Source organism: Ornithinimicrobium pratense (assembly GCF_008843165.1).
Taxonomy (GTDB): Bacteria; Actinomycetota; Actinomycetes; order Actinomycetales; family Dermatophilaceae; genus Ornithinicoccus; species Ornithinicoccus pratensis.
In genome coordinates this window covers 163128-187989 of the sequence record NZ_CP044427.1, presented here as the reverse complement: position 1 = coordinate 187989, position 24862 = coordinate 163128, and the positions used below count along the sequence as shown (strand labels likewise).

Below are 24862 nucleotides of genomic sequence, written 5' to 3'. Positions count from 1 at the left end.
GGCCATAGCCTGGGGCCATGGCCGCGCCCACCACCTTGCCGCTGTCCCGCAGCCGGGTGGCCGGTCTACTCGCCGCGCTGTTGGCCTTCCTGGCCCCGCTGGCCCTCGACGTGCCCGGGCTGGACGAGCCGGGCGAGCGGATGCTGGCGATCTTCCTGATGGCGATCGTGCTCTTCGTCAGCGAGGCGATCCCTCTGGTCGCGACCGCGGTGCTGGTCATCTTCCTCGAGGTGCTGATGCTCACCGAGCAGGCGCTCCTGCCGCTCGCAGAGCCGGCCGCCAGCTCCCGGGAGATCTGGGCCACCCTGGCCGACCCGGTGATCATCCTCTTCCTGGGCGGCTTCCTCATCGCCGACGGTGCCGCGAAGTACGCCCTCGACCGCAACCTGGCCGCGCTCATCCTCACACCCTTCCGGAGTGATGCCCGCCGGGCGATGCTGGCGCTGATCCTGATGACCGCCGTGCTGTCGATGTTCATGTCCAACACCGCGACGACAGCCACCATGTTCGCCGTCCTGCTGCCGGTGCTGGCCGGGCTGCCGAGCGCGGCGGCGCGGACGGGTTTCGCGCTGGCGGTGCCCGTCGCGGCCAACGTCGGCGGCATCGGCACCCCGGTCGGCTCCCCGCCCAACGCCATCGCCCTGGGTGCCCTGGCGGCGCAGGGGGAGACGATCTCGTTCATCTCCTGGATGGTCGCGACCGTCCCGCTGATGCTCCTGCTGCTGCTCCTGGCCTGGGCCTACCTCGGCTGGCGCTACGTCCCGGCCCGGACCCCGCTGGCGCTGAATCTGAGCACCAACTTCGACCGGTCCCCCGCCGCGATCGTCTTCTACCTCACGGCTGGGGCGACGGTGCTGCTGTGGCTGACCGAGGCGGTGCACGGCATCCCCTCCACCACGGTCGGCTTCCTGCCCGTCGTGGTGCTCCTGGCCACCACGGTGATGACCGGCGACGACGTGCGGGCGCTGCAGTGGCCGGTGCTGTGGCTGGTCGCCGGCGGGATCGCCCTGGGGCACGGCGTCGCGAGCAGCGGGCTGGACGACTGGCTCATCGGGCTGGTCGACTGGTCAATGCTGCCGCCCGCGATGCTGTTGCTGGTGCTCGCAGGGATGGCGCTCCTCCTGAGCGCCGTCATCTCCAACTCGGCCATGGCCAACCTGCTGATCCCGATCGCGCTGGCCCTCGCCGGCACGCTGGGGCTAGACATGGTGCTCGTCGCGCTCGTGGTGGCGGTCGCGTGCGGCCTGGGCATGTTCCTCCCGGTCTCGACCCCGCCCAATGCGATCGCCTACGCCACCGGCACCGTGACCACCGCGCAGATGGCGGTTGCCGGCGCGGCGGTGGGGGTGCCCGGGACCCTCGTCCTGGCGCTGGTGCTGCCGCACTACTGGTCCTGGATCGGGATATGACTGTCGCCACGGGCCGGTCCTCCGGCCCTCCAGAACAGGGGGACGCCCTCCCCTGCGCGGTGGTGGTCGGCGCCGGAGAGCTGGCCGCGGGGGCAGCCCAGGAGCTGGCTGGCGTCTGCGGGTGCGTGCGACGGACCGAGAGTGTGGCGCAGCTGGAGAGCTGGGAGCCGGAGGCGGGCCGCTGGGTGGCGCTGGTGCTGCTGGTCGACGACCACGACCTGCCGGCGCTCGACCACGTCGTGCACGCCCTGGTCGGACGGCCCGCCTTCACCCAGGCCCGGCTGCTGGTGGTCACCGCCCGATCCTCGCTGACCGATATCTCGGGCAGCGTGGACTCCGGTCGCATCGACGGCGTGGTCGCCGCGCCCTGGACGCCCGGCAACCTGGCCCGGTATGCGCAGGCGCAGATCGCCCGCGCGACCGTCCTGGCCGGACGTTCCGAGCTCGGCGACGGGCCCACGCCCGCGCTCCTGCGGCACTTCTCCAGCGGGGCCGAAGATGCGGCGGCAGAGTTGCTGCAGCTGCTGGAATCGGTGCTGGGGCCGCGGCCCCGGGTGCACCTGCGCGAGGGCGTGCGGATCACTGTGCCCGAGGGTTGGCTCAACCAGATCTTCCTGGTCGTGCGCGGGCGGGTGGCGTTGACCGTGACGTCCGACGCCGGGGAGGTGGTCCTGCACCACGCCTCGACCGGGCCCCTGGTCGGCCTGCTCGCCCTGACCGAGATGACGCAGAGCACGGTCACGGCCCGCACCACGACCGAGTGCGAGATGGTCTCGCTGACCCTGGACCAGCTGGACTACGCGCTGGCCCGCGAACCCCGGATCGGCGCGACGCTGACGGCGCTGGCCATGCGCGCCCTTGCCACCCGGCTGCGCAGCTCCGAGCGGCTGCACGTCAAGAACGCAGCCCTCACCGCCGAGCTGCGCGCCACGGTGGCCGAACTGCGGGCCACTCGCGCCGAGCTGGTCGACCAGGCACGGCTGGCGACGCTCGGCGAGCTGGCTGCCGGGATCGCCCACGAGCTGAACAACCCGGCCGCCACGGTCACCCGGGGCGTCGAGCACCTGTCGACCGATCTGCGCAGGCTGCTCGCCCCGGAGCCATCGTCGGCGCGCCGGGGCCGGGGGGCGATGCGTCGACTGCGGGGAGGACGCAGAAGGTCCGGCGCACCCGGCGCGGGTGCCTCCGCCGTGCTCGATGCCCTGGTCGCGGCCGAGGACCGCGATCACGTCCCCGCCCGAGATGAGCGCGCCCTCCGGCGGTCGCTGAGTGGGACCGTGTCCGACCCGACGCTGGTCCGTCGGCTGGTCGCCGCCGGTGTCACCGACCCCGGCCGTGCCCGGGCCCTGCTCGAGGGCCCGCCGGAGCTGCTGGCCCGGGTCGAGGACGCGGCCGGGATCGGGGCCGCTCTGCGCGCCGTGCGCGTGGCGGGGCACCACATCGCCACCCTGGTCTCGACGCTGCACACCCATGCCCGACCGCAGTCCCCCGAGCAGGACCTGATGGAGCCGACCGACGTCGGCGCGACCGTCCAGGACGCCCTGCTGCTGCTCGATCACCGTCTGCGACAGGTGCCGGTCGAGGTCGAGGTCGAGGCCGACGAAGGGCTGCCACCGGTCCTCAGCGGTCCCGGGCTGCTCACCCAGGTGTGGACCAACCTGGTGACCAACGCCGCCGACGCGCTTGCCCGGGAGGGCGAGGGGCGGATTACGGTCCGGGTCACCGGATGTCGACCCGCCGACCCGGCCGGCCCGCATGTCGCACCTGCGGCGATCCTGGTCGAGGTCGAGGACGACGGGCCGGGCGTCCCGGAGGGTCTGCGCGAGCAGATCTTCACGTCGCGGTTCACCACCCGACGCGGGGTGGTGCGCTCCGGTCTGGGCCTTGGTCTGAGCATCGTGCGGAGCATCGTGGCCCGGCACGGGGGGCGGGTCACGCTGACCTCCCAGCCGGGCCGGACCGTCTTCAGCGTCGTGCTGCCGGCGGCGGGCTCCCCGCCGTTGACCCCCGAGGAGGAACGATGAGACTGGCCGTGCTGGTGCTCGAGGACGAGCCTGACGTCCGTGAGGCTCTGGAGCGGGACCTGGAGCCCCTGGCGAAGCACGTGCGGGTGGAGCCCGCCGAGGACGCCGCCGACGCCCGTGCGGTGATCCGGGAGATCGCCGCCGACCACGACCTGCTTGCCGTGGTGCTCGCCGACCACCGGCTACCAGGCACGACGGGTGTCGACTTCCTGGTCGAGCTCGCCAACCAGCCGGAGACCGCGCACGTGGCTACCGTGCTGGTGACCGGCCAGGCCGACCACCAGGACACGATCCGGGCGGTCAACCAAGGGGGCCTGGACTACTACCTGGCCAAGCCCTGGGCCCCGGAGGAGCTGCGGTCCGTGGTGCGCACGACCCTGACGGACGTGGTGGAACAGCGCCGGCTGGACCCGTTGCCACACCTGGCCGCCCTGGACGCGGTCCGGGCTATGGAGCTGGTGCGGCGCCGCTCGGAGTAGCAGCACTCCGCCCTCCGCCCCCTGGTCAGTGCACGAGCCACACCGGCTGGTAGGTCGACAGATGGACCGACCCGTCGGGGCTCAGATTGGGCGGGTAGCCGTTCAGCGCGTCCTGGGCGTGCTCCAGCTGCAGGCCGTGCTCGCGGACCCACCAGGCGGGGACGGTGCGAGGCTGCTCGGTGATGTTGTAGAGCCCGATCATCGGACCGACAGGGTGGCGTCGGACCACGGCGAAGACACCGGGGTCGGGCGTCGCGACCAGCTCGGGGGCGACGCCAGCGTGCAGGTGGGGCAGGGTGGTCCGCACCCTGGCCAGGTGTCGCAGGCCGGTCAGGACCCGGCCGATGGGTGACTCGGGCTCAGCGCGCGCCTGCTGGACCCGGCCCCAGTCCAGCGCTGGTCGGTGCGCCCACCGGTTGTCGTCGGCGTGCTCGGGCACGGACGCCCAGTCGGGATCGTTGAGCGCCGCGACCTCGTCCCCCGACCAGATCACCGGGATCCCCCGAAACCGAAGACGATCGCGTAGCCGACCAGCAGCCGCGCCACTGCCTCGTCCACCGCCGCGGTCGCGGCCTCTAGCTCCTCCATCGCCGGGGCCGCGCCCAGCTCTTCCAGGGCCACCTCCAGCCCGGCAAGGCTGGCGGCCGACCCAGAGATGCGCATGTCCCCGGTCGCCGGGTTGTGCTGGAAGACCAGGCCCCGCGCCGTCGACCCGGCGAACTGTCCGGAGTAGAACTCGGACAGGAACGTGCGATGGCCCCAGCCGTGTACCCCCACCGCGCGGGCGTCCGCGTCGTCGATGGCCCAGCCGATGTCGTCGTGACAGCGCAGATAGGTGATCCAGGCCGTCGTGGCCGGGACCGGCGGGAAGCGGCCCAACGCGTGGGTGGCCAGCCGGCTGTCCCGGCTGGCCAGCATCGACCAGATCTGCACCATGAGACTGTTGTGATAGGCGAGATCGGAGACCTTGCCGTGGTGCGCCCCCTGGCCCAGGTAGTGCACGAGCTCGTTGGGGCCCACGATCGCCTCGGCCTTGAAGGCGAGCGCGGGTGTCGCGATCCGGGTCAGCGCGCGCAACGCCTGGGTGAGCTGGTGCACCTCGGGCTCGTTCTGGCACTGGGTGCCCATCCGCTTCCACAGGAAGGCGATGGCGTCCAGGCGCAGCACCTCGACCCCTTGGTTGGCCAGCAGGAGGATGACGTCGGCCAGCTCGCAGAAGACGTCAGGGTTGTCCCAGGCGAGGTCCCACTGGTAGGCGTTGAACGTCGTCCATACCCACCCCTCCAGCTCGTCGTCCCAGGTGAAGCTGCCGGGCGCGAGGCCCGGGAAGACCTCCGGCAAGGTGGCCTCGTAGGCGTCGGGCAGGGTGCGATCGGGGTAGACATGGAAGTAGCGGCGGTAGCGCTCGTCACCGGCACGGGCCGCCTGCGCCCACGCATGTTCGCGGGCGACGTGGTTGAGCACGAGGTCCAGGCACAGGCTGATGCCCTCCCCGCGCAGGCTGCGGGCCAGCTCGCGCAGGTCCTGCATCGTGCCGAGGTCCGCCCGCACCTGCCGGTAGTCGGCCACCGCATAGCCACCGTCGTTGGGTGCCGGACGCGGTTGCAGCAAAGGCATCAGGTGCAGGTAGCTCACCCCGAGGTCGCGCAGGTGACCAACCCGGTCGGCCACCCCCGCCAGACCCGTGTCCGGCGCGGCGAGCTGCTCGGCGTACGCGGCGTAGCCCACCACCGCGGGTCGCTGGAACCAGTCCGGCTCAAGCAGGCGACGCTCGTCCAGCAGGTGCAGCTCGTCCTCGCGGTCCCGGTATGCCGCTGCCGCCAGCACCAGCGCGCGGCCGGCCACCGCCTCGCGGTCGGGGTAGGGCGACAGCCCGTCGAGGAGGTCCGGCCACCAGCGGGCCACCCGGAGTGTGAAGGTCGTACGGCGGTGCCCCGGGAGGGCAGCCAGGATCGTGTCGAGCCGGGCTCGGGCGCTCTCGGGCAGTGCGGTGGGCCAGGGGCTGCTCACCTAGCCATCCCACCACACCGCACCGACCCGGGCCTGCCGTGCTGGCGGGCCCGGGTCGGTGCGGTCACGGGACGGGTGGGTCTGAGCAGGACTAGCCCTTGACGGCACCGCTCGTCATGCCGCGGACCAGGAAGTTCTGCAGCGCGAAGAAGACGATCATCGGCACCACCATGGAGATGAAGGCACCTGCGGTGAGCAGCTCGGCGCCCTGACCCTGAGTGCCCAGCAGCTGCTGCAGCTGGACGATCACCGTGGTGTTGTCGGGCGACAGGAACAGCTTGGCGATGAGCAGGTCGTTCCACACCCACAAGAACTGCAGGGTGGCAAAGGCCGCCATCGCGGGCATCGCCATCGGGGCCACCAGCCGCCAGAAGATCTGGAAGTTGGAGCACCCGTCGATCCTGGCTGACTCAACCACGCTGAACGGCAGCGAGGCCATGTAGTTGCGCAGCACGTAGATGCACAGCGGCATACCAAAGCCCGTGTGCAGCAGCCAGACCGCGAGGTACTCCCCGGAGATCCCGAGGCCTCGCGGACCGAAGAGGTCCAGCAGCGGCTGGAAGGCCACGTGGATCGGCACCACCATCACCGCGACGATGGTGATGAACAGCGTCTCCTTGAACCGGAACTGCAAGAAGGTGAAGGCGTAGGCCGCGAAGGCGGCGAACATGATCGGGATGATCGTGGCCGGGATGGACACGGCCAGCCCGTTGATCAGCGCCGTCCCCATGTTCGCCTGGTCGAAGACCGCTGTGTAGTTGGAGAGGGTCCACGAGGTCCCAAACGGGTTGATGATCGCCTCCCACCAGCCGCCGGACAGGGCGTCGTCGCGGCTGCGGAAGCTGGTCACCAGCAGACCCACGGTGGGCAGCGTCCAGAGCAGCGCCAGCAGGAACATGGTCACCATCGAGAACGGGCTGCGGCGGCGTCCGTCCTTCATCCGTTTCTGGGTCTTGGTCCGGGTAGCCGGCCTGGACGTGGGGTCCGACGTCGACGGTGTCGTGGTGTGAGCGCTCATCGCATGGCCTCCTGCTTCCGGAAGTCCCTGACCTGGTAGATCAGGATCGGGATGACCGCCACCAGAAGGACCACGATGAGCGCAGTCGCCCGGCCGGCGTTCTGGTTGGTGAACAGCTCGCGGAAGAACATGTTCGCGATCACGTCGGTGTTGTTCCGGCCGTTGGTCAGCACATAGACGATGTCGAAGACCTTCATCACCAGGATCAGGACGGTGATGAAGACGGTGACGATCGTGCCCCAGATCTGCGGGATGACGACCTGCCAGAAGATCTGCAGTTCGCTGGCCCCGTCGATCCGGGCCGCCTCGATGGTGTCCTCGGGCACGTTCTTGATCGCCGAGGACAGCAGCACCATCGCGAACCCGGTCTGCAGCCAGATGAGGATCACCATCAGCAGCAACGAGTTCAGCCGCCCGGTGGAGATGTCCAGCCAGGGCTGGGGGTCCATGCCCAGCACGTTCACCGCGAAGGCGTTCAGCACCGCGATCTGCGGCTCACCCGGGGGGCGGTAGCCGTAGATCGTGGTCAGCCAGATCGTTGAGGCAGCCACGAAGCTGATCGCCATCGGCAGGAAGATGAAGCTCTTGCTCCACTTCTCGCCGCTGGCTGAGAGCTTGTCCGCCAGGACCGCCACCGCGACGCCCAGCGCCACCGTGACCGCCGGCACGATCGCGATCCACAGCAGGTTGTTGAAGATCGCCGACCAGAAGGCGGAGCTCGCGAACAGCGCCTGGTAGTTGGCCCAGATCGGCTCGGCATACCGGGTGCTGTCGCGGTTGGCGAAGCTGTAGTGGATCGTCTGGATGGTCGGGTAGAGCAGCATCAGCCCGATGAGGCTGAAGCCGGGCAGCAGGAAGGCATAAGGCATCACGCCGTGCTCGAGCCGACGTGGCAGCGCCTCGATGGCCAGGTTGAGGAACCAGAACAGCACCGCGGCGCCACCGACGCCGGCAACCAGGCCGAGGGTGGCCATCAGGATCCTGCTGTTGAAGAACCAGCCGGGGTACCAGGCGAAGGCCAGGAAGAGGTTGCCGAGGAACCAGACGGTCAGGGCGATGCCGAGCACGCCGATGAGCAGTTTGACCGGCTGCAGCCCTGCGTCCTTGGGGCCGGTCGAAGGGGTCTGCTGCTGGACCGCGCTGACGTCCGGGCTCTGCGGCACGTCCTCCCCGACCGGGGGGGTGGACTGGGACGTGGTCATTGGTCATCCCCCACGTCGGACTGGTCCTCGGCAGCCTCCTCGGGCCACTGCTGCTCGATCTGGTCGACGACCTGCTGGGCGTCCTTGTCCCCGGCCTGGAACTCCACCATGCCGGTCCAGAAGGTGCCCGAGCCGACCTCGCGGGGCATCACGTCGGAGCCGTCGTAGCGGAAGACGTCGGCGTCCACGGCCATCTGTGCGATCCCGCGCGTGGTCTCGTCCGGGTAGAGCGAGAGGTCGAAGGTGGTGTGCGGGCTCAGCCAGCCACCCGCCTGCGCCCACGGACCGCCGAAGTCGGCGCTGGTGAGGAACTCCATCACCTCGATGGTGTCGGTGTCGTAGCTGAACGCCGCAGCGAGGTCACCTGCCCCCAGGATGGGCTGGCCGTCGTAGCCGTCCTCGGCCCGGGGGAAGATGAAGGTGCCGACCTCCTCGTCGAGGTTCTCCTGGACATCGTCGGGGAGGAAGCCGGTCGCGAAGTTGCCCTGGCGCATGAGGTAGCACCCCGGGTCTTCCCTGAACGCGGGGTTCATGGCGTCCCCGAACGGAGTGTTGAGGATGCCCTGCGAGCCGCCCAGGACGTTGCCCTCCTTGTTGGCGAGCTCGCCGTAGGCCTCGAACGCCTGCACCACCAACTCGTCGTTGAACGGCATCCGGTGGTAAATCCAGTCGTCGTACACATCCGGGCCGTGCAGCCGCAGCATGTACTCCTCGATCCAGTCCGTGCCCACCCAGCCGGTCGCCTGGTCCGCCTGCCAACCGATGCACCAAGGGGTGGCCCCGGTGTCGGCACGGATCTGGTCGGCCAGCTCCTGGAGCTCGGCCAGGGTCTCCGGCTCCATGTCCCAACCCGCCTCCTCGGCGGCTTGCTTCGGGTACCAGACGATCGACTTGACCGCCATCCGCATCGGGGCCGCGTAGACCCGGCCCTGGTAGCGGGCGGAGTCGAGGAAGCCCGGGACCAGCGAGGCGTGCAGGGCGTCGTAGTCGAGGAAGGCGTCGATCGGCACAACATGACCGGCGTCGGCCATGTTCATCACCCCGCCCGGCTGGGGGAACAGGCCGATGTCGGGGGGGTCACCGGCGTTGACCCGCACCTGGACCGTGTTGGTGAAGTCCTGGTCGCTGACGTAGGTGATGCTGATCCCGCTCTCCTGCTGGAACTCCTCCAGCGAGGCCAGGAACTGCGCCTCCTCGTCACCTCCGAACGCCCCCATGATCGAGACGCTGCCGTCTCCCTCCTCGGGCTCGCCGACACCGGCGGCCGCGGCATTGCCGCGACCGGCATCGGGGTTCTGCAGACATCCAGTGAGGGTCAATGCCGCCACTGCCGCGATCGCGGGGGGCGCAAGCCTTCTCCACCGTGAGTTCGCCACCATTGGCTCCTTCCGCCGCGGGGTCGGTGGCCTGTGGCCGGGAGCGGCACACGCATGCTGACACCGACACTCCTGGGCTGACGGTAATACAGGAGAGTGCTCCAGATCACACTGGAGCACATCACGCTTTGGTCACGGTTGTTCATCCCCGCCCGGTAACCTGCCCGGTCGCGCCGTCCTGGGCGCGCAGCTGGGCCAGCACGCGCGCCATCTGTGGACCCAGCTCCTGGTCCGTCACCGGCACCCCGTCGTGGGTCCACCGCAGCACTCTGTCCAGGGTCGACCGGCCACGGCACCGTGTGCACACCAGGACCCGGGTGGGCCGCCGATGTCGGTGCACCACGTGCCCCGCCACGCACCGGCCCTGCCAGCGTCCCGGCACCGCCGGATCCTCGCCCGCCGCGTAGCACCGCCGCCCGGTCGACCCGATCGCCAGGGCGCGGGCCCGCCATACCTCGTCGTGGCCGTGCCCAGGGCCGACCAGGGCGTGCGCGATCTCGTGCAGGAGGGTCTCACGCACCTGGGCCTGGTCGTGCGCCCGCGTCAGATGAGGGCTGAGGGTGATCAGCCGGTCGTCATAGTGGCAGGCCCCGGCGCGGACCCGGGCGCGGTCAAAGGCGAACGTCCAACCGGTCAGCGCGTGCTCAGCCAGCAGGCTCTGCGCCAGCGCGGCGGCCCGGTGCATTTCCATACCTTCCAGGGTAGGAACCGCCTCCGACGCACCTGCGGGGTTATGGTCGGCGTGTGAACCTAGAGAAGGTCGTCTTCGGCTTCTTCGTGCTGATGGCCGCGACGTTGAACTTTGGCTACGTCCTCGGGGACATCAGTGACCCTGATCTGCACAACGTCTACGAGCTCTACGCCGCAGTGGTCGTCAACATCATCGCCACCATCCTGAAGTTCGGAGACCGCACCCAGATCGGTGCCGTGCACCTGGCCACCAGCCTCGTCGCCAGCATCCAGCTCATCATCGCCGCGCTGGTCTGGGTGTGGGCCAACCACGTCGACCCGGTGGAGGTCACCGGCGCCCACATGGCCAGCGTCGTCTCGATCGCCGCTGGGGCCCTGCTCGCCAACATCGTCTCGATCATCCTGCTCGTCGTCGAGACCGTGTCCTACCGGCGGCGCTGACCGCTCCAGGCGGAGCAGCACGGCATCACGATGGCAAACCTGCTGAAGCGGCTGCGGGGTGGCAGGCCGGCGCAACCCCGCCCCGACTCGCTGAGACGGGTCGAGGTGGATATCCCCGCCGAGCCCCCCTCCACCGACGCCCTCTTTATGGTGCTGCGGCGCATGCGCACCCCGCTGGTCGTCGTGATCAGTGTCTTCGCGGTCATGACCTTCGGACTCTCGGTCATACCCGGCACCCCTGAGAACCCCCGGGCGCTGACCGTCTTCGAGAGCTTCTACGTCATCAGCTACACCGGCCTGACGATCGGTTTCGGCGAGGTCCCGCACGAGTTCAGCACCCAGCAGCGGATGTGGGTCGTCCTCACGATCTACGCCGCAGTGGGCGCGTGGAGCTACTCCATCGCCTCACTGCTTGCCCTGGTGCAGGACCAGACCTTCCGTCAGGCGATCGCGCTGCAGCGCTTCACCCGCCAGATGCGGCGGGTCAAGGACCCTTTCGTGCTCGTCGTCGGTTACGGGCACGCCGGGGAGGCGGTGTGTCGAGCGCTCGATGACCAGGGCCGGGCCTTCGTCGTGCTGGACCAGGACAACAACCGGATCCAGCAGCTGGCCCTGGACGGGTTCACCACCGACCACCCTGCCTACGCAGCGAGCGGGCGGGACCCCCGGATGCTCGGGCTGGCCGGCCTGGCGAGCGAGCACTGCGAGGCCGTGGTGGCCCTGACGGACAACGATGAGACCAACCTGTCGGTGGTGATGACCGTCAACCTGCTGCGGCCCGAGCTCATGGTCATCGCCCGGTCCGGCGACCGGGAGCATGCCCAGCAGATGCACGACTTCGCCGCAAACGTGATCATCAACCCCTTCGACCGGTACGGTGCGTACCTGGTCATGGCGCTGCGCCGGCCGCACGCCTTTCGGCTGGCCTCCTGGCTGATGAGCAAGCGCACGACCGAGCTGCCGGACCACCTGGAGCACCTGACCGAGGGCCGATGGGTCGTGTGCGCCGACGACACCTTCGGCTTCGAGGTGACGCGCGACCTGGAGAGCGCGGGACTGGACGTGGTCGTGGTCGACCCGGCCGACGGACGGCCTGACGTCAAGGACGCGGTGGGTTTCGTCGCCGGTGCCCGGTCCGACATCATCAACCTGGCCCTCGCCGCGCACGCCCGGATCGAGAACAGCGAGCTCTTCATCGCGGTGCGGCAGAACTCCACGGTCAATGAGGTCCCCCTCACCGCCTTCGACCCCGACTCCGTCTTCATCCCCACCCAGCTGCTCGCCCGGGAGGCGGTGGCGCGGATCACCTCACCCAACTACTGGAGCTTCGTCGACCATGCACTGCACGAGGACGACGAGTGGTGCGAGCAGGTGATGGAGGACATCGTCTCCGCAGTCGGAGTCGAGACCCCGGTTTCCCAGCGCCTGGACCTGAACCTCGCGCACGCGCCGGCGGCGGTGCGGTGGATGCGTAGCGAGAAGTTGCGGATCAAGGACCTGCTGCGCGACCCCGAGGACCGCGACGTGCAGCTGGCCGCCTACCCGGCTGTGCTGGTCCGCGACGGTCGCCGCACCTACAGCCCGGACCTGGGACTGACGGTGCAGGAGGATGACACCCTGTTGCTCCTGGGCCGGGGAGGCGACCTCGACCTCATCGTCTCCACCCTCTTCGACGACTCCGCGGTGGAGTACATCGCCACCGGCCGCGAGGTCGCCAGCGCCTGGGCCTTCCGCCGGCTGCAGGTGTGGCGCTGGTCCCGCCGCGGCCACCACAGCCGTCTGCCCAGCGCCCCCGAGCGCCGGCCGCCCTACCCACCGCGGCCCCCGGTCTAGCATCCTGCGCACTAGGCTGTCCGGATGAGCTTCCTCGACCGGCTCAAGAGGGTCGCCTCGACGCGGGAGGGCGAGCCCGAGCCACGGGTGTCGACCCTGCCGGACCCCGGCGACGAGCCGCTGGCGGACCTCCCCCTGACCCCCGAGACGCGCCGGATCGGCGAGGAGGAGAAGGCCCACATCGCCCAGGCCCTCGAGGCGCTGGCCACCGAAGGCGTCGATGTGGACGACCTGGCCTCCATCAGCGCCGGCCTGGACCGTGCGCTCGCGTCCTGGCTGACCGACCGAAGCGGCGACCACGACGCAATCGTGCAGCGGTATGCCGTGGCGATCGGTGAGCACCTGCATCGCCACACCGACCTGGCCTGGGAGGTCGTCACCGACGCCTTCGGCACCGACCTGGCGGTCGCCGCGGGCGACTTCGTCGTAGTGCCGGCCAACCTGGTCGCGGTGCGGTGGATGCGGCGCGAGCAGGGCTGGGTGCCCTCGGTCGTGGGTCACCTCGTCACGGTGCGCAGCTGGTAGCACTGGCCGACCGTGGACGAGAGGGCCTCCCGCTGACCGGGCTGACCGGGTCAGCTGGAGGACGCGGCGGCCGAGCCGTCGTCCTTGGCCTTCATCAGATCGATCGCGATGACCGTGCCCAGGATGACCTGGCGCAGCCGGGGGCTGGCGCCGGGTAGGAAGGTCACCGCATACCGCTGCCCGCCGAACAGACTGGTGGCCAGCCCGGCCCACCGCCGCGAGATCTGGGCCACCGGCTCGTTGCGGACCAGGATCGAGTAGTCGTAGCCGAAGAAGGAGCCGCGCACCTCGAGCGGGTCGCCACCGTCGGCGGGCAGGAAAGAGACTTTCTTGGCGAAGAGGGTGAACTCCCGGCGCAGGGTCCCCAGCGGGTGGTCCGCCCCGTCCAGCACCTCGTAGGTGTCCCGGCTCATGAAGTTCATCACGTCCCTGAGCCGCAGCACCTGCGTGCCGTCCGGCTCGGTGACCAGGAACTCCCGGTTGCCGCCGAACATTCTCGCCATGGCGCTGCCTTGCGTGGTGATGCGGCCGACGACGTCGTCGCCCTCGTGGATCTCGAAGTCGCTGCGGAAGAGCCGGGTGAGCTGGTCGATGACTAGCGCGTCGGCGTCGATGAGCCCCATGGGGACTGTTCTACCAGTCCCCGTGGGGACTGTTCTGCCAGCCCCGGGACTACCCGGTGGCGCGGACTTGACCTACGTCAAGGACCTGCGGCCGCGATCTTCGTAAGTTGCCAGTGACGGCCCCGCGGAGGGGACTCGCATCACACCGGGAGGAACATCATGACCACCACCACCAGCACGAAGACCATCCTGCGCGCCGAGGGCTTCTCCTGCCCCAGCTGTGTGGCCAAGATCGAGAAGCAGGTCGGGCGGCTCGAGGGCGTGGAGTCGGTGAGGGTGCACTTCGCCTCCTCCCGCGTCGAGGTCCAGCACGACCCCCTCGCGGTCAGTGCCGACGACCTCGTCGCCGCGGTCGGCAAGGCGGGCTACCCGTCCAAGCCCGCCGCCTTCTGAGGCATCGACTCCACCGCAAGCACGCAGAGAGAAGGGAACGCATGAACAAGGTCCAGACCTGGCTGCACGGCCGGTGGGCCGTGCCTGCGGCCGCCGGGCTCCTGATCCTGGCCTCGGTCGCGACCAGCCGGCTCTGGCAGCCCCAGCCCTGGGGTGACCTGCTGATGGTCGCCGCCGCGGTCGTCGCCGGAGCCCCCGTGGTGCGCAAGGCCTGGTCGGCGCTGGCCGTCAAGGTGATCGGCATCGACCTGCTGGTCTCCATCGCCGCGATCGGCGCGATCATGATTGGCGAGTACTGGGAGGCCGCCGCGGTGACCTTCCTGTTCGCCATCGGGCACGCACTGGAGGACGGCACGCTGGCCAGGACCCGCTCGGCCCTGGCCGAACTGGTCGCGGTGGCGCCGGACGTGGCCATCGTCCTGCGCGATGGCGAGCAGGTCGAGGTGGCTGCCCACGAGGTGGGCCTGGGCGAGGCCGTCCTGGTCAAGAACGGCGCCAAGGTCCCGGTCGACGGGTTGGTCATCGGTGGCACCGGAGCGCTGGACGAGGCCTCCATCACCGGCGAGTCCATCCCGGTCGAGAAGACGACCGGCGATCAGGTCTTCGCCGGCACCATCGCCACCAGCGGCTTCCTGCAGGTCAGGACCACCGGCGTCGGCGCCGACACCACCCTGGCCCGGATCATCCACCGGGTCGAGGAGGCCCAGGACGCCAAGGCCCGGACGCAGACGTTCATGGACCGCTTCTCGTCCTGGTACACCCCGGCGATCATCGTGCTGGCGATCGTGCTCGGCCTGTCCACCGGTGACATCGTCCTGGCCCTGACCCTGCTGGTCATCGCCTGCCCGGGCGCCCTGGTCATCTCCATCCCGGTCTCGATCGTGGCCGGCATCGGCCGCGGCGCCAAGGACGGCATCCTGGTCAAGGGCGGGGAGTTCCTGGAGACCTCCGCCAGGATCGACGCCGTCGCGCTGGACAAGACCGGCACCCTCACCGAGGGCCGCCCGCAGCTGACCGACGTGGTCGTGCTCGACACCGATCTGGGTCCGGACCACCCGCCGGTCGACGAGGAGGAGGTGCTGCGATATGCCGCCCGCGCCGAGGCCGGCTCCGAGCACCCGCTGGCGCGTCCCATCCTGGAGGCCGCCGCCGAGAAGGGCCTCGCAGTGCTGGGCCTGCCCCAGCACACCGAGCCGGTCCCCGGCAAGGGCATCGTGGCCACCCTCGACGGTCACCGCGTCGCGGTCGGCAACCTGGCCCTGCTCCAGGCCGAGCAGGTCGAGGGCAGCGAGGACACCGGCCAGGCCGCGCAGGTGGTGGCCGACCTGGCCGCCCGGGGCCGCACCCCGATGGTCGTCGCCTGCGACGGCCGTGCCATCGGCGTGGTCGCCGTGGCGGACACAGTCCGCCAGGACGCCCCGGAGATGGTGCGTCGGCTGCACCGCGCCGGGGTCAAGAAGGTCGTCATGCTCACTGGCGACATCGAGCCGGTCGCCAGAGCCGTGGCCCAGCAGGTTGGGATCGATGAGGTCCGGGCCGGGCTGCTGCCCGAGGGCAAGCTGGAGGCCGTGGACGAGCTGCGCCAGCAGGGTTACACCGTGGCCATGGTGGGCGACGGCGTCAACGACGCCCCCGCCCTGGCGACCGCCGACATCGGCGTGGCGATGGGCGCGGCTGGCAGCGGCGTCGCCATCGAGACGGCCGACATCGCCCTGATGATGGACAACCTGCTCAAGCTGCCCGAGGCGGTCTCGCTCGCCAAGCGCACGGTCGCCAACATGCGGCAGAACATCGTGATCGCGCTGGCTACCGTGGTCGTGCTGATGGCCGGCGTCCTCTTCGGTGGCGTGACGATGGCCGTCGGGATGCTGGCCCACGAGACCTCGGTGCTGGTCGTCATCGTCAACGCCATGCGCCTGCTGCGCCGCAAGGAGGACCCGGCCGCCCGGGCCACCGGCGCCCGTCCGAGCGCCTCATCCTCCGCGCCGAGCCGGGAGCGGGTCCCGCAGCGGGCTTAACGTGCTCCGGGCGGACGGCCAGCAGAGCGTCCGCCCATGGCCGGACGTGGACAACGTTCTGCACCGCAGACAACGTCGGCGACGTTGTCTGCGGTGCAGGACGTTGCCTGTCTCCCATGACCTCCCTGAGGATGGTCGCGTATTCCCCTTTCTAGGATTGAGGACAGATCGTCGAAGAGAGCCTCATCGAAGCTACGACCGCTGCCCCGCGACCACCGACTGGCGTCCGGTGGACGAACCGTGTCTGATCGGATGATGCGTCTGTGGAGCCTGCACCCTGCACACCTGGACCGGCGGGGCCTGGTCGCCCTGTGGCGCGAGGCCCTGCTCGCACAGGCCGTCCTCGCCGGCCGGACCCGCGGTTACCGCCACCACCCCCAGCTCGAGCGCTTCCGCGCCTGCCCTTCCCCCGGAGGCGCGGTGGCGGCATACCTGGACGTGGTGCAGCAGGAGGCTGCGGTGCGGGGCTACCGCTTCGACCCGGCCCGCGTGGATGAGGTGCAGCGGTGGGAGGGGCAGCTCACGCTGACCACCGGCCAGCTGGACCTCGAGCGCGCGCTCCTGCTCGACAAGCTCGCGGTGCGCAGCCCGACGGACCACGTGGTGCAGCAGAAGCTTGAAATGGGGGCGCATCCCCTGTTCGCTGTGATCGCCGGTCCTGTCGCCCCGTGGGAGCGGGCCGGCGGCGCACCGGTCCGACCTGCCGACCCAGTGGTGCGCGACTAGCGTCGCGAGAGCACAGGAACCTACGGAGGAGAACCCATGACCCAGCACCAGGACCGCGGCACCGACGACAGCGTTCGGGTGAGCGATGACCCCGCCGACGTGGAGAAGGTCCGCAACCTCATCTCCGACATGGACGTGGCCATGCTGACCACCGCCGACTCCAGCTCCCCGGACCGTCGCCTGATCAGTCGGCCGCTGTCCACCCAGGTCGCCGAGGACGACGGCGACGTGCTCTTCCTGGTGCGCGGCGGCAGCTCCGTCGCCGCGGACGTCCGCGCAGACCCCCGCGTCAACGTCGCCTACTCCTCGATGAAGGCGTGGGTGTCGCTGACCGGCACCGCCACCCTGATCGAGGACCGGGACCTGGTCGAGCAGCTGTGGTCCAAGGGCGCAGCGGCCTTCATGGAGGGCGGCCCGGGCAACCCCGACAACGTCGTCCTCAAGGTCTCCGGCGACACTGCGCACTACTGGGGCGGCGAGTCGCTGGTCGGCACCGCGGTGAGCACCGTCAAGGCGCTCACCGGCAGGAACAAGGACGACGAGGGCTCCTCCACTGTCGTCGAGCTGCCCTGACGCTCGACCACCGTCGCGGGTCCCGCCCCCAGGGGTGAGGGGTCCGTTCCAGGGTGCGACCACCGTGCGTGGTTCGCAGACTGGACAGGACGGCACACGCCATACCGAAGCGAAGGAGACACCCATGGCTTCCGAGGACACCGACACCACCCAGACCGACCAGCTCGTCTTCCAGGACCCGGTCAAGCGCTACCCCGTGATCAGCCCGCCGGAGCAGACCCAGGAGGAGCCGGGGTTGCAGTCCGAGATGACGCCGAAGCCGGACATCGGCGAGTTCTCCTACCGCGGCACCGGCCGTCTGGAGGGCCGCAAGGCGCTGGTCACCGGGGGCGACTCCGGCATCGGCGCAGCGGTGGCCGTGGCCTTCGCCCGGGAGGGCGCCGACGTGGCCATCCACTACCTGCCGGAGGAGGAAGTAGACGCCGATGAGGTCGTCCGGATCATCACCGAGACGGGCCGTCAGGCGGTCAAGGTGCCCGGCGACCTGATCGACCCCGAGCAGTGCCGGGATATCGTGCGCCGCGCCGCCGAGGAGCTGGGCGGGCTGGACATCCTGGTGAACAACGCGGGCAAGCAGGTAGCCAACGAGAGCCTGGAAGAGACACCGGACGAGCAGATTCAGCAGACCTTCCAGATCAACATCATCGCGATGTTCACCCTCACCCGGGAGGCCCTCAAGCACCTTCCGGCAGGGTCGGCGATCATCAACACCACCTCGATCCAGGCCTACGAGCCGTCCCCGCCGCTGCTGGACTACGCAGCGACCAAGGCGGCGATCAACAACTTCAGCAAGGGCCTGGCCCAGGAGCTGGCGCCGAAGGGGATTCGCGTCAACGCCGTGGCACCCGGGCCGATCTGGACGCCGATCCAGCCCTCGCACGGCCAGCCCACGGAGGACCTGCCGGAGTTCGGGCAGAGCGTCCCCCTGGGGCGTGCCGGACAGCCCACCGAGCTCGCGCCGGCCTACGTCTTCCTGGCCTCGCCCGAGTCGAGCTACGTCCTGGGCGAGACGCTGAACGTCAACGGGGGTTCGCCCACCCCCTGAGCCGCAGCTCAGACCCGCCCTGCGCGAGGCCGCCCGGTGTGCTCACCGGGCGGCCTCGTAGCGCTCCAGCGCCTCCCGCCGCTCCTCGGCGTGGTCGACGATCCGGCGCGGGTAGTCGTGGGAGTAACCATCCTCCTGGTCCCACGGCCGGTGGGCGGACGCCCCCGGCAGGTGCCGCAGCTCGGGCACCCACCGGCGCACGTAGTCACCGTCGGGGTCGAACTTCTCCCCTTGGGTGACCGGGTTGAAGACGCGGAAGTAGGGCGCAGCGTCGGTCCCCGTGCCCGCCACCCACTGCCAGCCGTGGTTGTTGGAGGCTAGGTCGCCGTCGACGAGTCGGTCCAGGAACCAGCGCGCACCGACCGGCCACCACACGTGCAGGTCCTTGGTGAGAAAGCTGGCGGTGATCATCCGCACCCGGTTGTGCATCCAGCCGACCGCGAGCAGCTGGCGCATCCCCGCGTCGACCATCGGATAGCCGGTCCGGCCCTGCTGCCAGGCGAGGACCGCGTCCTCCGGGTCGTCGTAGCGCAGCTGCGCCAACGCCGGCCGCAGATCGCTCCAGGCGCTGGCGGGCTGCTGGTGCAGGACGTCGGCGTAGAACTCGCGCCATGCCAGCTCGGTGACGAAGGTCTGGGCACCCTCCCCTGTCTCCTCGGCCAGGTCGGCGAGCAGCGTGCGCGGGTGGAGGGCCCCGATCTTCAGGTAGGCCGAGAGTCGGCTGGTCCCGTCGATCGCCGGGCGGTCCCGGTCCTGACGGTATGCGGGGAGGTCCTGCTCGCGGAACTCGCGCCAGCGCCGCAGGGCTGCCGTCTCGCCGGCGGGCGGCAGCTGCGGCAGGCCGTCGAGCCTGAGCGCCTCGTCGAGCAGGCGCCGCGCTTGGTCGTCGGAGGGCAGGTCGAGCACGTCGAGCCGGTCGGATCGGGGGGCCGGCGTAGGCCAGCCGTGCTCGCGCCAGGCTCGGGCGAACGGGGTGAACACCTTGTAGGGCTCGCCCTGTTTGGTCCGCACCAGGCCTGGGCCGACCGCATAGGGCGTGCCGGTCTCCACCCACCCGGTGCCGTCACGGTCCCTGAGGTCCTGGAGCGCCGCGCGGACGCGCCGGTCCCGGCGCACGCCATACCCGTTGGTCTCACGGGACAGGTGCACGCTGGCCGCCTCGACCTCGCGGACGACCTGCGGCACGACCTGGGCAGGGTCGCCCAGGCGCAGCACGAGCCGGCCGTCGAGGTCCTCGTCGAGAGCCCGCAGGGAGGCGGCCAACCAGGCCCGGCGGACCGGGCCGCCGGCTTCCCACAGGGCCGGGTCGAAGACGAAGAGCGGCACGACAGCAGCGCCGGGGCCGGCTGCATCCTGAGCGGCGAGGAGCGCCGGGTGGTCGCCGCGCCGCAGGTCACGGCGGAACCACAGCACCGAGGGTGAGGAACGGGTCATGGCTCACCCTGACACGGTCCGGCTCCGCGAAGCCGGTCCCGGCCAGGATGGCCTATTTTGAACATGTTCAAAACACGGTGTAGGTTGCGAATATGACCACCAAGGCGGAGCGCACCCGGGAGCTCCTGGTCGAGACGGCGCTGCGCCTGTTCCGGGAGCGCGGTTACGAGGCGACGACCATGCGCCTGATCGCACACGAGGCGCGGATGTCACCAGGCAGCGCGTACTACTACTTCGAGGGCAAGGACGCCCTGGTCCATGAGCTGTATGTGCGGATCCAGCAGGAGCACCGGCAGCGGGCACTGCCGCTCCTGCAGGACGGGGCGGGGCTGGCGGACAACCTGCGCACGGTGCTGCATACCGGCCTGGACACCATGGCGCCTTACCACGCGTTCGGCTCCACGATGCTGCACGTGGCACTCTCGCGGTCATCGTCGGTCAGCCCCTTCTCGGAGGAGTCCGCGGCCGCCCGCGCGGCGGCGACCTCCCTCATGCGCGAGGTGCTGACCGTTTCGCGGGGCCCCCGCGGGACCTCGACCCACCCCCGGCTCGCGGAGCTGTTGTGGCTGGGCTACCTGGGGGTCACTCTGCATTGGGTCACCGACACCTCACCGGACCAGCGGCGCACCCGTGTGCTCGTCGACGGCGTGGCCCCGATCATCGCCCGCACGGTGACGCTGAGCCGGCTGCCGGTGGGGCGGCGGCTGGCCGGGGACGTCTTCCGCTTGATGGACCGACTTGCCTCACCCACCGCTGACAGGAGCGACCCATGAGCACCATCGTCATCGCCGGAGCGACCGGTTTCATCGGGCAGCACCTGTGCCGGGCCCTCCGGGCAGATGGGGTGGACGTGCGGACGATCGGGCGAAGCGCCGGTGACGTCCGGTGGGGCGAGGATCTGCGTCCTGTCCTGGACGGCAGCGACGCGGTGGTCAACCTGGCCGGTCGCTCGGTGAGCTGCCGCTACACCAAGCGGACCGCCGACGAGATCCTCACCTCCCGCACCGAGACCACCAAGGCCCTTGGCGCCGCCCTCGCCGGTTGCACCTCCCCGCCCCCCGTCTGGATCAACTCCAGCACCGGGACCATCTACCGCGACGCCCGGGACCGGCCCCAGGACGAGGCAACGGGCGAGCTGGGCGCTGGCTTCTCCGTCGCGGTCGCACGGGCCTGGGAGCACGAGCTGTATGCCGCACCCACGGGTGTGCGCAAGGTCGCGCTGCGGGCCGCCATCGTGCTCGGGCCAGGTGGGGGTGCCCTCAACCCGCTGATCAACCTGGCCAGGATCGGCTTCGGCGGCACCCAGGGCGACGGTGGGCAGATCTTCAGCTGGCTGCACGTCGACGACATCCACGGCGCCGTGCGGCACGTCATCGACCACGAGCAGATCAGCGGACCGGTCAACCTGGCCACGCCGCACCCGGTCACCAACGCCGAGCTCATGGCGGCAGTGCGCCGGCACCTGGGCCGCCCGGTGGGCGTCCCGCTGCCGTCGTGGTCGCTCGAGGCGGGCGCCCGCATCATCCGGACCGAGGCCGAGCTGGTGCTCAAGAGCCGCTGGGTCCACCCCGCCGTCCTCCTGCGCACCGGCTACGCCTTTCGCCACGCCACGCTGGACAACGCCCTCGCGGCGATCGCCGCCCAGACACGGCGAGGCTTGCTGCCGGTGCAGCTGGGCAACGCATGAGTTGACTCATCTGGGTCGGTCAGCCTCCCGGCCCATCGGTGACGGCGCCCGCTGCACCGCCTTGGCCTGGGCTGCGCCGGTGTCGGCCGGCAGCGGCTAGTCCACCTTGTCGGGCTTGCACAAACTCGCCCCTGGGGAGCCACCGACGGACAGGTCATCGACCCTCATGCCTGCACTGGTTCATCGGATCCGAGCACGACGACACCCCCTGAGCGCACTGTCTTGCCGTGCCCCGGGCGTCGGTTCAGGCGTTCGTCCAGGTGTGGAGGAGGTTGCCGTAGGAGAGCCCGGTGCGGTCCGGGTGCTCGTGTAGCCAGTCGTCGGCGACGTCCTGTGGAAACTCCAGGTGCAGGACCGCTTCAAGGTCCGCGCGGGTGTCGAACTCCCAGCTGCTCATGACGGGGGTGGTGCGGGCGCCCTTGTCAGCCCACCAGTGGAGCGCGTAGGTGTCCTGGCCTTGGCTGGCTGCCCAAGGGCTGGCCTTCAAGAGTGAGGCGAACTCTCCCTCTTCGGTGTCGTTGTCGATCACGACGAGCCTGCCGCCTGGCTTAAGGACCCGCCCGACTTCAACCAGTCCGGGGGTGGGGTCGAAGCCGTGGTGGGGGAAGAAGTAAGCAAAGCGGGCGTGGACGACGTCGACCGAGTCGTCCGCTAGCGGGATGTGCTCGGCGGAGCCGTGTAGCACCCGCGCCCGGCCTGGGCGGGCGCGCGCCAGATCGAGAAGGTTGGCATCGGGCTCGACACCGATGACCTCGGCCGCGCCTTCGTAGCGTGGTAACCAGAACCCCGAACCGCAACCCAAGTCGAGCAGCACGCGACCTTCCCAGGGCCCCTGACGCTGCAACGCCGCCCAGAGAAGGCCGCGCCGATCGATGGCTGCGTTCTCGATCTCATAGAGCGCCGGGTCAACGCCTTGGTTGCCAGCCCGGATGAAGTCCTCAAAGTCCACGACCCGAATCCTGCCCCACACCCTCTCCGTCTCCAACGGATTTAGGCAGCGAGGATGACCACGAGACGCACGACTTCGCCGCCTCAAGGACGGCTGCTCCCGTTGGCCTTCGCCGGGGGTGCAGTGGGTCACCGAAGGCACTTCTTGGAGAGCGATTGGTGGGAGCGAGCCGAGCAATCTCTGGGCCCGAGCGGCTCCTGCGACGCATCTGCTCAGGTGGGTTGCCAGTGTGGGTCGCGGCCAAGCCGAGCGAGGAGACGGTCGGTCGCGGAGGCGCTTGGGGCGACCTCGACGGGTGCGGCGCAGATGCCCTCTGAGTAGAGGGCTTCGCCCCAGCCGTCGGCCGCGGCGTGCAGTACCTGCGCCTCCTCATCGCTGATCGACCACTGCTGGCCGGTGGCGCGAGCCACATCAGAACCGTGCACGACGAGATCCCAGCCGTAGAAGTCGGTCATCGTGGCGCCGATCGTGGTCGGGCCGAAGTAGCCTTCGTACTCCCGCTCCGCGACGCCGTCGTGTCCCAGCACGGCCACCACGTGCTCGCGGTGGACCTCCCACGCGGCGGCGGGGAGGGTGAGGTCAGCCACAGCTCCGGCGTCCAGGCCCCGATCGGCGAGGGAGTCGCGCTGCGTGTCGATCACGTGGGCGACGACGTCCCGGACGCTCCACCCCGCGCACGGTGTCGGGGCATCCCAAGCGTCGCCGGCGGCAATGAGGATGCTGGTGAAGCCGGCGGCCCGGCCAGCGAAGGTCGGGGCGTGCTGATCCTGAGTGGTGGTCGATGTTCTCTGAGTCATGGGACAACCGTGGCAGGACACATAGCCCCGCCGCTTGTGATAATCCGACACATGCCTGCGCCCGGGATCCCGCGTCCGGTCGACCCGGTCGACAGGGCGCACCTGACAGGACTCAGCCGGCCATCGCCGCCGATCCATCGCTACGCCCCGAGCGGCCATCTCGCCGACCTGGTGTCTCGATACTGGATCCCGGTGTGGTCGCTACGCGAGCCCTCCACGCAGAGCACCCTCCAGTACCCAGTGTGCCTGGTCGTGATCAGCGACAGCTACGCCCGGCTGTATGGCGTGGCGCGGGGCCGTTCCAGCGTCACCCTCGAGGGTGAAGGCTGGGCCGTCGGCACCATGCTCAGCCCCGCCGCCGGACGTTTGGTGCTCGGGCGGTCCGTGGCCGAGCTCACCGACACGTGGACGGACCTGACCGGGGTCGACGGCGTTCCCGGCGCCTTGGTGCCCGACGTGCGGGACACCATGGCGGCCGACCCGCACGATCCGAGCGCCCACACGGCGTCGATCGCAGTGGTGGAGCGGTGGCTGGCGGAGTACCTCCCGGTGGACGAACAGGGATTGCTCATCAACCGGGTTGTGGCCTGGCTCCGTGACAACCCCGATGTGACGCGGGTGGAGCAGGTGGCCCGCGAGTTCGGTCTCACCGAGCGCAGCCTGCAGCGCCTGGTGGAGCAGCGGGTGGGGCTGACCCCCAAGTGGCTGGTCAAGCGCCGGCGCCTGCACGACGCGGTGCAGGCGCTCAAGACCGGCACGACCAGGCTGGCTGACTTGGCGGCCGCGCTCGGCTACACCGACCAGGCACACTTCACCCACGACTTCCGCACGATCACCGGCATGACGCCGGGGCAATACCTGCGCGACCAGCCCACCCAGTGATCAACCCCGCAGAGAGTGGGCGTCGTGACCCGCTCATGTGGGCGGGCAGGCCGCAACAGCAGGCGTTCAGGCAGCGTAACTCCGTTGCCCCAGGCCAGTCGGACTGGCACGGTGCTCGGGTGGACTCACGAAGAATGCGCCCGCGGGGACGTGGGCGGGAAGACCTCTTGGACAAGACACATGGTTGAGACAGCAGTGACCATCTCGCGGAGCCAAGACCCCGACGCGGTCCGCCGCATCCTGGGGGCACTCCCGTCCTGGTTCGGGATCCCTGAGGCCAATGAGCACTATGCGCGGGCAGCCAGCGCAAAGGCGAGCTACCTCGCCCGCATCGGTGATGAGGTCGTCGGTGTGGCACTGGTTGACCGCCACTTCCCGGCGACTGGTGAGATCCACCTCATCGCGGTGACGCCGCACCACCACGGCTCGGGTGTTGGCACAGCCCTTGTGACGGCGGTCGAAACCGACCTGATAGCCGACGGTGTCCGCCTGCTCGAGGTCAAGACTGTGGGCCCCTCCTACGAGGACCAGGGATATGCGGCCACACGGGCCTTCTACGCAGCCCGAGGGTTCCTCCCCCTTGAGGAGGTCACGGGTCTGGACTGGGACGGACCCACGGTGATCATGGTCAAGCCACTCATCCCCTAGCGCCGCGGGGCGCACCCGAGGACCCCTGGTGAGGACGAGCCGACGAGGCGAGGTCAACGACAGCGCTCACGCCGCGGGTG

25 protein-coding genes are annotated in these 24862 nt (G+C 70.1%); 15 read left to right on the top strand and 10 right to left on the bottom strand.

Annotation, left to right across the window (positions count from 1 at the left end; all coding sequences use genetic code 11):
• The first annotated feature begins 17 nt into the window (after positions 1 to 17).
• From FY030_RS00825 to FY030_RS00815, 3 genes are read left to right on the top strand one after another with little or no spacing between them, the layout of a single operon-like run.
• Entirely contained in the window at positions 18 to 1409 is a 1392-nt protein-coding gene (locus FY030_RS00825; RefSeq protein WP_158059856.1) for an SLC13 family permease, read from the top strand.
• The gene (locus FY030_RS00820) at positions 1406 to 3433 is read left to right on the top strand and encodes a sensor histidine kinase (protein WP_158059855.1); all 2028 of its coding nucleotides are present in this window, start codon (positions 1406 to 1408) and stop codon (positions 3431 to 3433) included. The genes FY030_RS00825 and FY030_RS00820 overlap by 4 nt, the downstream gene beginning before the upstream one ends.
• Complete coding sequence (locus tag FY030_RS00815; RefSeq protein WP_158059854.1) at positions 3430 to 3912, top strand: response regulator; 483 nt, start codon at positions 3430 to 3432, stop codon at positions 3910 to 3912. Before FY030_RS00820 ends, FY030_RS00815 begins: the two co-directional genes overlap by 4 nt.
• 25 nt (positions 3913 to 3937) lie before the next feature.
• On the opposite strand, the gene FY030_RS16670 is transcribed toward FY030_RS00815, so the two are convergent.
• The 6 genes from FY030_RS16670 to FY030_RS00790 all read right to left on the bottom strand — a co-directional run bounded on the left by FY030_RS16670 (position 3938) and on the right by FY030_RS00790 (position 10209).
• On the bottom strand, positions 3938 to 4405 hold the full coding sequence (locus FY030_RS16670) for a hypothetical protein (protein ID WP_238348490.1): 468 nt from the start codon (positions 4403 to 4405) through the stop codon (positions 3938 to 3940).
• On the bottom strand, positions 4402 to 5922 hold the full coding sequence (locus FY030_RS00810) for an alpha-amylase family glycosyl hydrolase (protein ID WP_238348489.1): 1521 nt from the start codon (positions 5920 to 5922) through the stop codon (positions 4402 to 4404). Before FY030_RS00810 ends, FY030_RS16670 begins: the two co-directional genes overlap by 4 nt.
• A gap of 91 nt (positions 5923 to 6013) precedes the next feature.
• On the bottom strand, positions 6014 to 6940 hold the full coding sequence (locus tag FY030_RS00805; RefSeq protein WP_202879736.1) for an ABC transporter permease subunit: 927 nt from the start codon (positions 6938 to 6940) through the stop codon (positions 6014 to 6016).
• On the bottom strand, positions 6937 to 8142 hold the full coding sequence (locus FY030_RS00800) for a carbohydrate ABC transporter permease (RefSeq protein ID WP_158059853.1): 1206 nt from the start codon (positions 8140 to 8142) through the stop codon (positions 6937 to 6939). Before FY030_RS00800 ends, FY030_RS00805 begins: the two co-directional genes overlap by 4 nt.
• Positions 8139 to 9470 (bottom strand): ABC transporter substrate-binding protein, encoded by a 1332-nt coding sequence (locus FY030_RS00795; RefSeq protein WP_337692469.1) that lies wholly within the window; start codon positions 9468 to 9470, stop codon positions 8139 to 8141. The genes FY030_RS00800 and FY030_RS00795 overlap by 4 nt, the downstream gene beginning before the upstream one ends.
• A 190-nt stretch (positions 9471 to 9660) precedes the next feature.
• Complete coding sequence (locus tag FY030_RS00790) at positions 9661 to 10209, bottom strand: SprT-like domain-containing protein (protein ID WP_158059851.1); 549 nt, start codon at positions 10207 to 10209, stop codon at positions 9661 to 9663.
• A 53-nt stretch (positions 10210 to 10262) separates the two neighbouring features.
• Between FY030_RS00790 and FY030_RS00785 the strand changes: the two genes are divergently transcribed.
• The 3 genes from FY030_RS00785 to FY030_RS00775 are packed head-to-tail and all read left to right on the top strand — an operon-like array spanning position 10263 to position 13007.
• Complete coding sequence (locus FY030_RS00785; protein ID WP_158059850.1) at positions 10263 to 10649, top strand: DUF6394 family protein; 387 nt, start codon at positions 10263 to 10265, stop codon at positions 10647 to 10649.
• A 30-nt stretch (positions 10650 to 10679) separates the two neighbouring features.
• Positions 10680 to 12482, top strand: a complete 1803-nt coding sequence (locus FY030_RS00780) for an NAD-binding protein (RefSeq protein ID WP_158059849.1) — start codon at positions 10680 to 10682, stop codon at positions 12480 to 12482.
• Positions 12483 to 12506: 24 nt separating this feature from the next.
• Positions 12507 to 13007 carry a DUF3806 domain-containing protein gene (locus FY030_RS00775; protein WP_158059848.1) on the top strand — a complete coding sequence of 167 codons (501 nt, stop codon included), beginning with the start codon at positions 12507 to 12509 and terminating at the stop codon, positions 13005 to 13007.
• Positions 13008 to 13057: 50 nt separating this feature from the next.
• Here FY030_RS00775 and FY030_RS00770 read toward each other — a convergent pair whose 3' ends face one another.
• A complete protein-coding gene (locus tag FY030_RS00770; protein ID WP_158059847.1) occupies positions 13058 to 13630 on the bottom strand; it encodes an LURP-one-related/scramblase family protein in 573 nt (190 codons plus the stop codon).
• A 159-nt stretch (positions 13631 to 13789) separates the two neighbouring features.
• Here FY030_RS00770 and FY030_RS00765 point away from each other — a divergent pair, with 159 nt between their 5' ends.
• The 5 genes from FY030_RS00765 to FY030_RS00745 all read left to right on the top strand — a co-directional run bounded on the left by FY030_RS00765 (position 13790) and on the right by FY030_RS00745 (position 18385).
• Entirely contained in the window at positions 13790 to 14023 is a 234-nt protein-coding gene (locus FY030_RS00765) for a heavy-metal-associated domain-containing protein (protein ID WP_158059846.1), read from the top strand.
• 41 nt (positions 14024 to 14064) lie between these two features.
• Complete coding sequence (locus FY030_RS00760) at positions 14065 to 16041, top strand: heavy metal translocating P-type ATPase (RefSeq protein WP_158059845.1); 1977 nt, start codon at positions 14065 to 14067, stop codon at positions 16039 to 16041.
• A 255-nt stretch (positions 16042 to 16296) separates the two neighbouring features.
• Complete coding sequence (locus tag FY030_RS00755) at positions 16297 to 16767, top strand: pyrimidine dimer DNA glycosylase/endonuclease V (protein ID WP_158062556.1); 471 nt, start codon at positions 16297 to 16299, stop codon at positions 16765 to 16767.
• A gap of 36 nt (positions 16768 to 16803) precedes the next feature.
• Positions 16804 to 17340 (top strand): pyridoxamine 5'-phosphate oxidase family protein, encoded by a 537-nt coding sequence (locus FY030_RS00750; RefSeq protein WP_158059844.1) that lies wholly within the window; start codon positions 16804 to 16806, stop codon positions 17338 to 17340.
• 124 nt (positions 17341 to 17464) lie between these two features.
• A complete protein-coding gene (locus tag FY030_RS00745; protein WP_158059843.1) occupies positions 17465 to 18385 on the top strand; it encodes a glucose 1-dehydrogenase in 921 nt (306 codons plus the stop codon).
• 42 nt (positions 18386 to 18427) lie between these two features.
• Here FY030_RS00745 and FY030_RS00740 read toward each other — a convergent pair whose 3' ends face one another.
• A complete protein-coding gene (locus FY030_RS00740) occupies positions 18428 to 19819 on the bottom strand; it encodes a cryptochrome/photolyase family protein (protein WP_158059842.1) in 1392 nt (463 codons plus the stop codon).
• A gap of 92 nt (positions 19820 to 19911) precedes the next feature.
• Here FY030_RS00740 and FY030_RS00735 point away from each other — a divergent pair, with 92 nt between their 5' ends.
• Together FY030_RS00735 and FY030_RS00730 are read left to right on the top strand one after the other, a co-directional pair.
• Positions 19912 to 20592, top strand: coding sequence for a TetR/AcrR family transcriptional regulator (locus FY030_RS00735; protein ID WP_158059841.1), 681 nt, complete (start codon positions 19912 to 19914; stop codon positions 20590 to 20592).
• Positions 20589 to 21506 (top strand): TIGR01777 family oxidoreductase, encoded by a 918-nt coding sequence (locus FY030_RS00730; RefSeq protein ID WP_158059840.1) that lies wholly within the window; start codon positions 20589 to 20591, stop codon positions 21504 to 21506. The genes FY030_RS00735 and FY030_RS00730 overlap by 4 nt, the downstream gene beginning before the upstream one ends.
• 244 nt (positions 21507 to 21750) lie before the next feature.
• On the opposite strand, the gene FY030_RS00725 is transcribed toward FY030_RS00730, so the two are convergent.
• Together FY030_RS00725 and FY030_RS00720 are read right to left on the bottom strand one after the other, a co-directional pair.
• Entirely contained in the window at positions 21751 to 22455 is a 705-nt protein-coding gene (locus FY030_RS00725; protein ID WP_238348488.1) for a class I SAM-dependent methyltransferase, read from the bottom strand.
• A gap of 212 nt (positions 22456 to 22667) precedes the next feature.
• A complete protein-coding gene (locus tag FY030_RS00720; protein WP_158059839.1) occupies positions 22668 to 23252 on the bottom strand; it encodes a maleylpyruvate isomerase family mycothiol-dependent enzyme in 585 nt (194 codons plus the stop codon).
• Between the two features lie 51 nt (positions 23253 to 23303).
• On the opposite strand from FY030_RS00720, the gene FY030_RS00715 reads away from it, so the two are divergent.
• Both FY030_RS00715 and FY030_RS00710 read left to right on the top strand, forming a co-directional pair.
• On the top strand, positions 23304 to 24134 hold the full coding sequence (locus FY030_RS00715; protein WP_158059838.1) for a helix-turn-helix domain-containing protein: 831 nt from the start codon (positions 23304 to 23306) through the stop codon (positions 24132 to 24134).
• 180 nt (positions 24135 to 24314) lie between these two features.
• Positions 24315 to 24782 (top strand): GNAT family N-acetyltransferase, encoded by a 468-nt coding sequence (locus FY030_RS00710; RefSeq protein WP_158059837.1) that lies wholly within the window; start codon positions 24315 to 24317, stop codon positions 24780 to 24782.
• The last annotated feature ends 80 nt before the right edge of the window (positions 24783 to 24862 follow it).

Coding starts and splice junctions, on each gene's coding strand:
- FY030_RS00825 (WP_158059856.1), top strand. CDS start 18: ATGGCCGCGCCCACCACCTTGCCGCTGTCCCGCAGCCGGGTGGCCGGT.
- FY030_RS00820 (WP_158059855.1), top strand. CDS start 1,406: ATGACTGTCGCCACGGGCCGGTCCTCCGGCCCTCCAGAACAGGGGGAC.
- FY030_RS00815 (WP_158059854.1), top strand. CDS start 3,430: ATGAGACTGGCCGTGCTGGTGCTCGAGGACGAGCCTGACGTCCGTGAG.
- FY030_RS00805 (WP_202879736.1), bottom strand. CDS start 6,940: ATGAGCGCTCACACCACGACACCGTCGACGTCGGACCCCACGTCCAGG.
- FY030_RS00800 (WP_158059853.1), bottom strand. CDS start 8,142: ATGACCACGTCCCAGTCCACCCCCCCGGTCGGGGAGGACGTGCCGCAG.
- FY030_RS00790 (WP_158059851.1), bottom strand. CDS start 10,209: ATGGAAATGCACCGGGCCGCCGCGCTGGCGCAGAGCCTGCTGGCTGAG.
- FY030_RS00780 (WP_158059849.1), top strand. CDS start 10,680: ATGGCAAACCTGCTGAAGCGGCTGCGGGGTGGCAGGCCGGCGCAACCC.
- FY030_RS00775 (WP_158059848.1), top strand. CDS start 12,507: ATGAGCTTCCTCGACCGGCTCAAGAGGGTCGCCTCGACGCGGGAGGGC.
- FY030_RS00770 (WP_158059847.1), bottom strand. CDS start 13,630: ATGGGGCTCATCGACGCCGACGCGCTAGTCATCGACCAGCTCACCCGG.
- FY030_RS00765 (WP_158059846.1), top strand. CDS start 13,790: ATGACCACCACCACCAGCACGAAGACCATCCTGCGCGCCGAGGGCTTC.
- FY030_RS00760 (WP_158059845.1), top strand. CDS start 14,065: ATGAACAAGGTCCAGACCTGGCTGCACGGCCGGTGGGCCGTGCCTGCG.
- FY030_RS00755 (WP_158062556.1), top strand. CDS start 16,297: ATGCGTCTGTGGAGCCTGCACCCTGCACACCTGGACCGGCGGGGCCTG.
- FY030_RS00750 (WP_158059844.1), top strand. CDS start 16,804: ATGACCCAGCACCAGGACCGCGGCACCGACGACAGCGTTCGGGTGAGC.
- FY030_RS00745 (WP_158059843.1), top strand. CDS start 17,465: ATGGCTTCCGAGGACACCGACACCACCCAGACCGACCAGCTCGTCTTC.
- FY030_RS00740 (WP_158059842.1), bottom strand. CDS start 19,819: ATGACCCGTTCCTCACCCTCGGTGCTGTGGTTCCGCCGTGACCTGCGG.
- FY030_RS00735 (WP_158059841.1), top strand. CDS start 19,912: ATGACCACCAAGGCGGAGCGCACCCGGGAGCTCCTGGTCGAGACGGCG.
- FY030_RS00730 (WP_158059840.1), top strand. CDS start 20,589: ATGAGCACCATCGTCATCGCCGGAGCGACCGGTTTCATCGGGCAGCAC.
- FY030_RS00720 (WP_158059839.1), bottom strand. CDS start 23,252: ATGACTCAGAGAACATCGACCACCACTCAGGATCAGCACGCCCCGACC.
- FY030_RS00715 (WP_158059838.1), top strand. CDS start 23,304: ATGCCTGCGCCCGGGATCCCGCGTCCGGTCGACCCGGTCGACAGGGCG.
- FY030_RS00710 (WP_158059837.1), top strand. CDS start 24,315: ATGGTTGAGACAGCAGTGACCATCTCGCGGAGCCAAGACCCCGACGCG.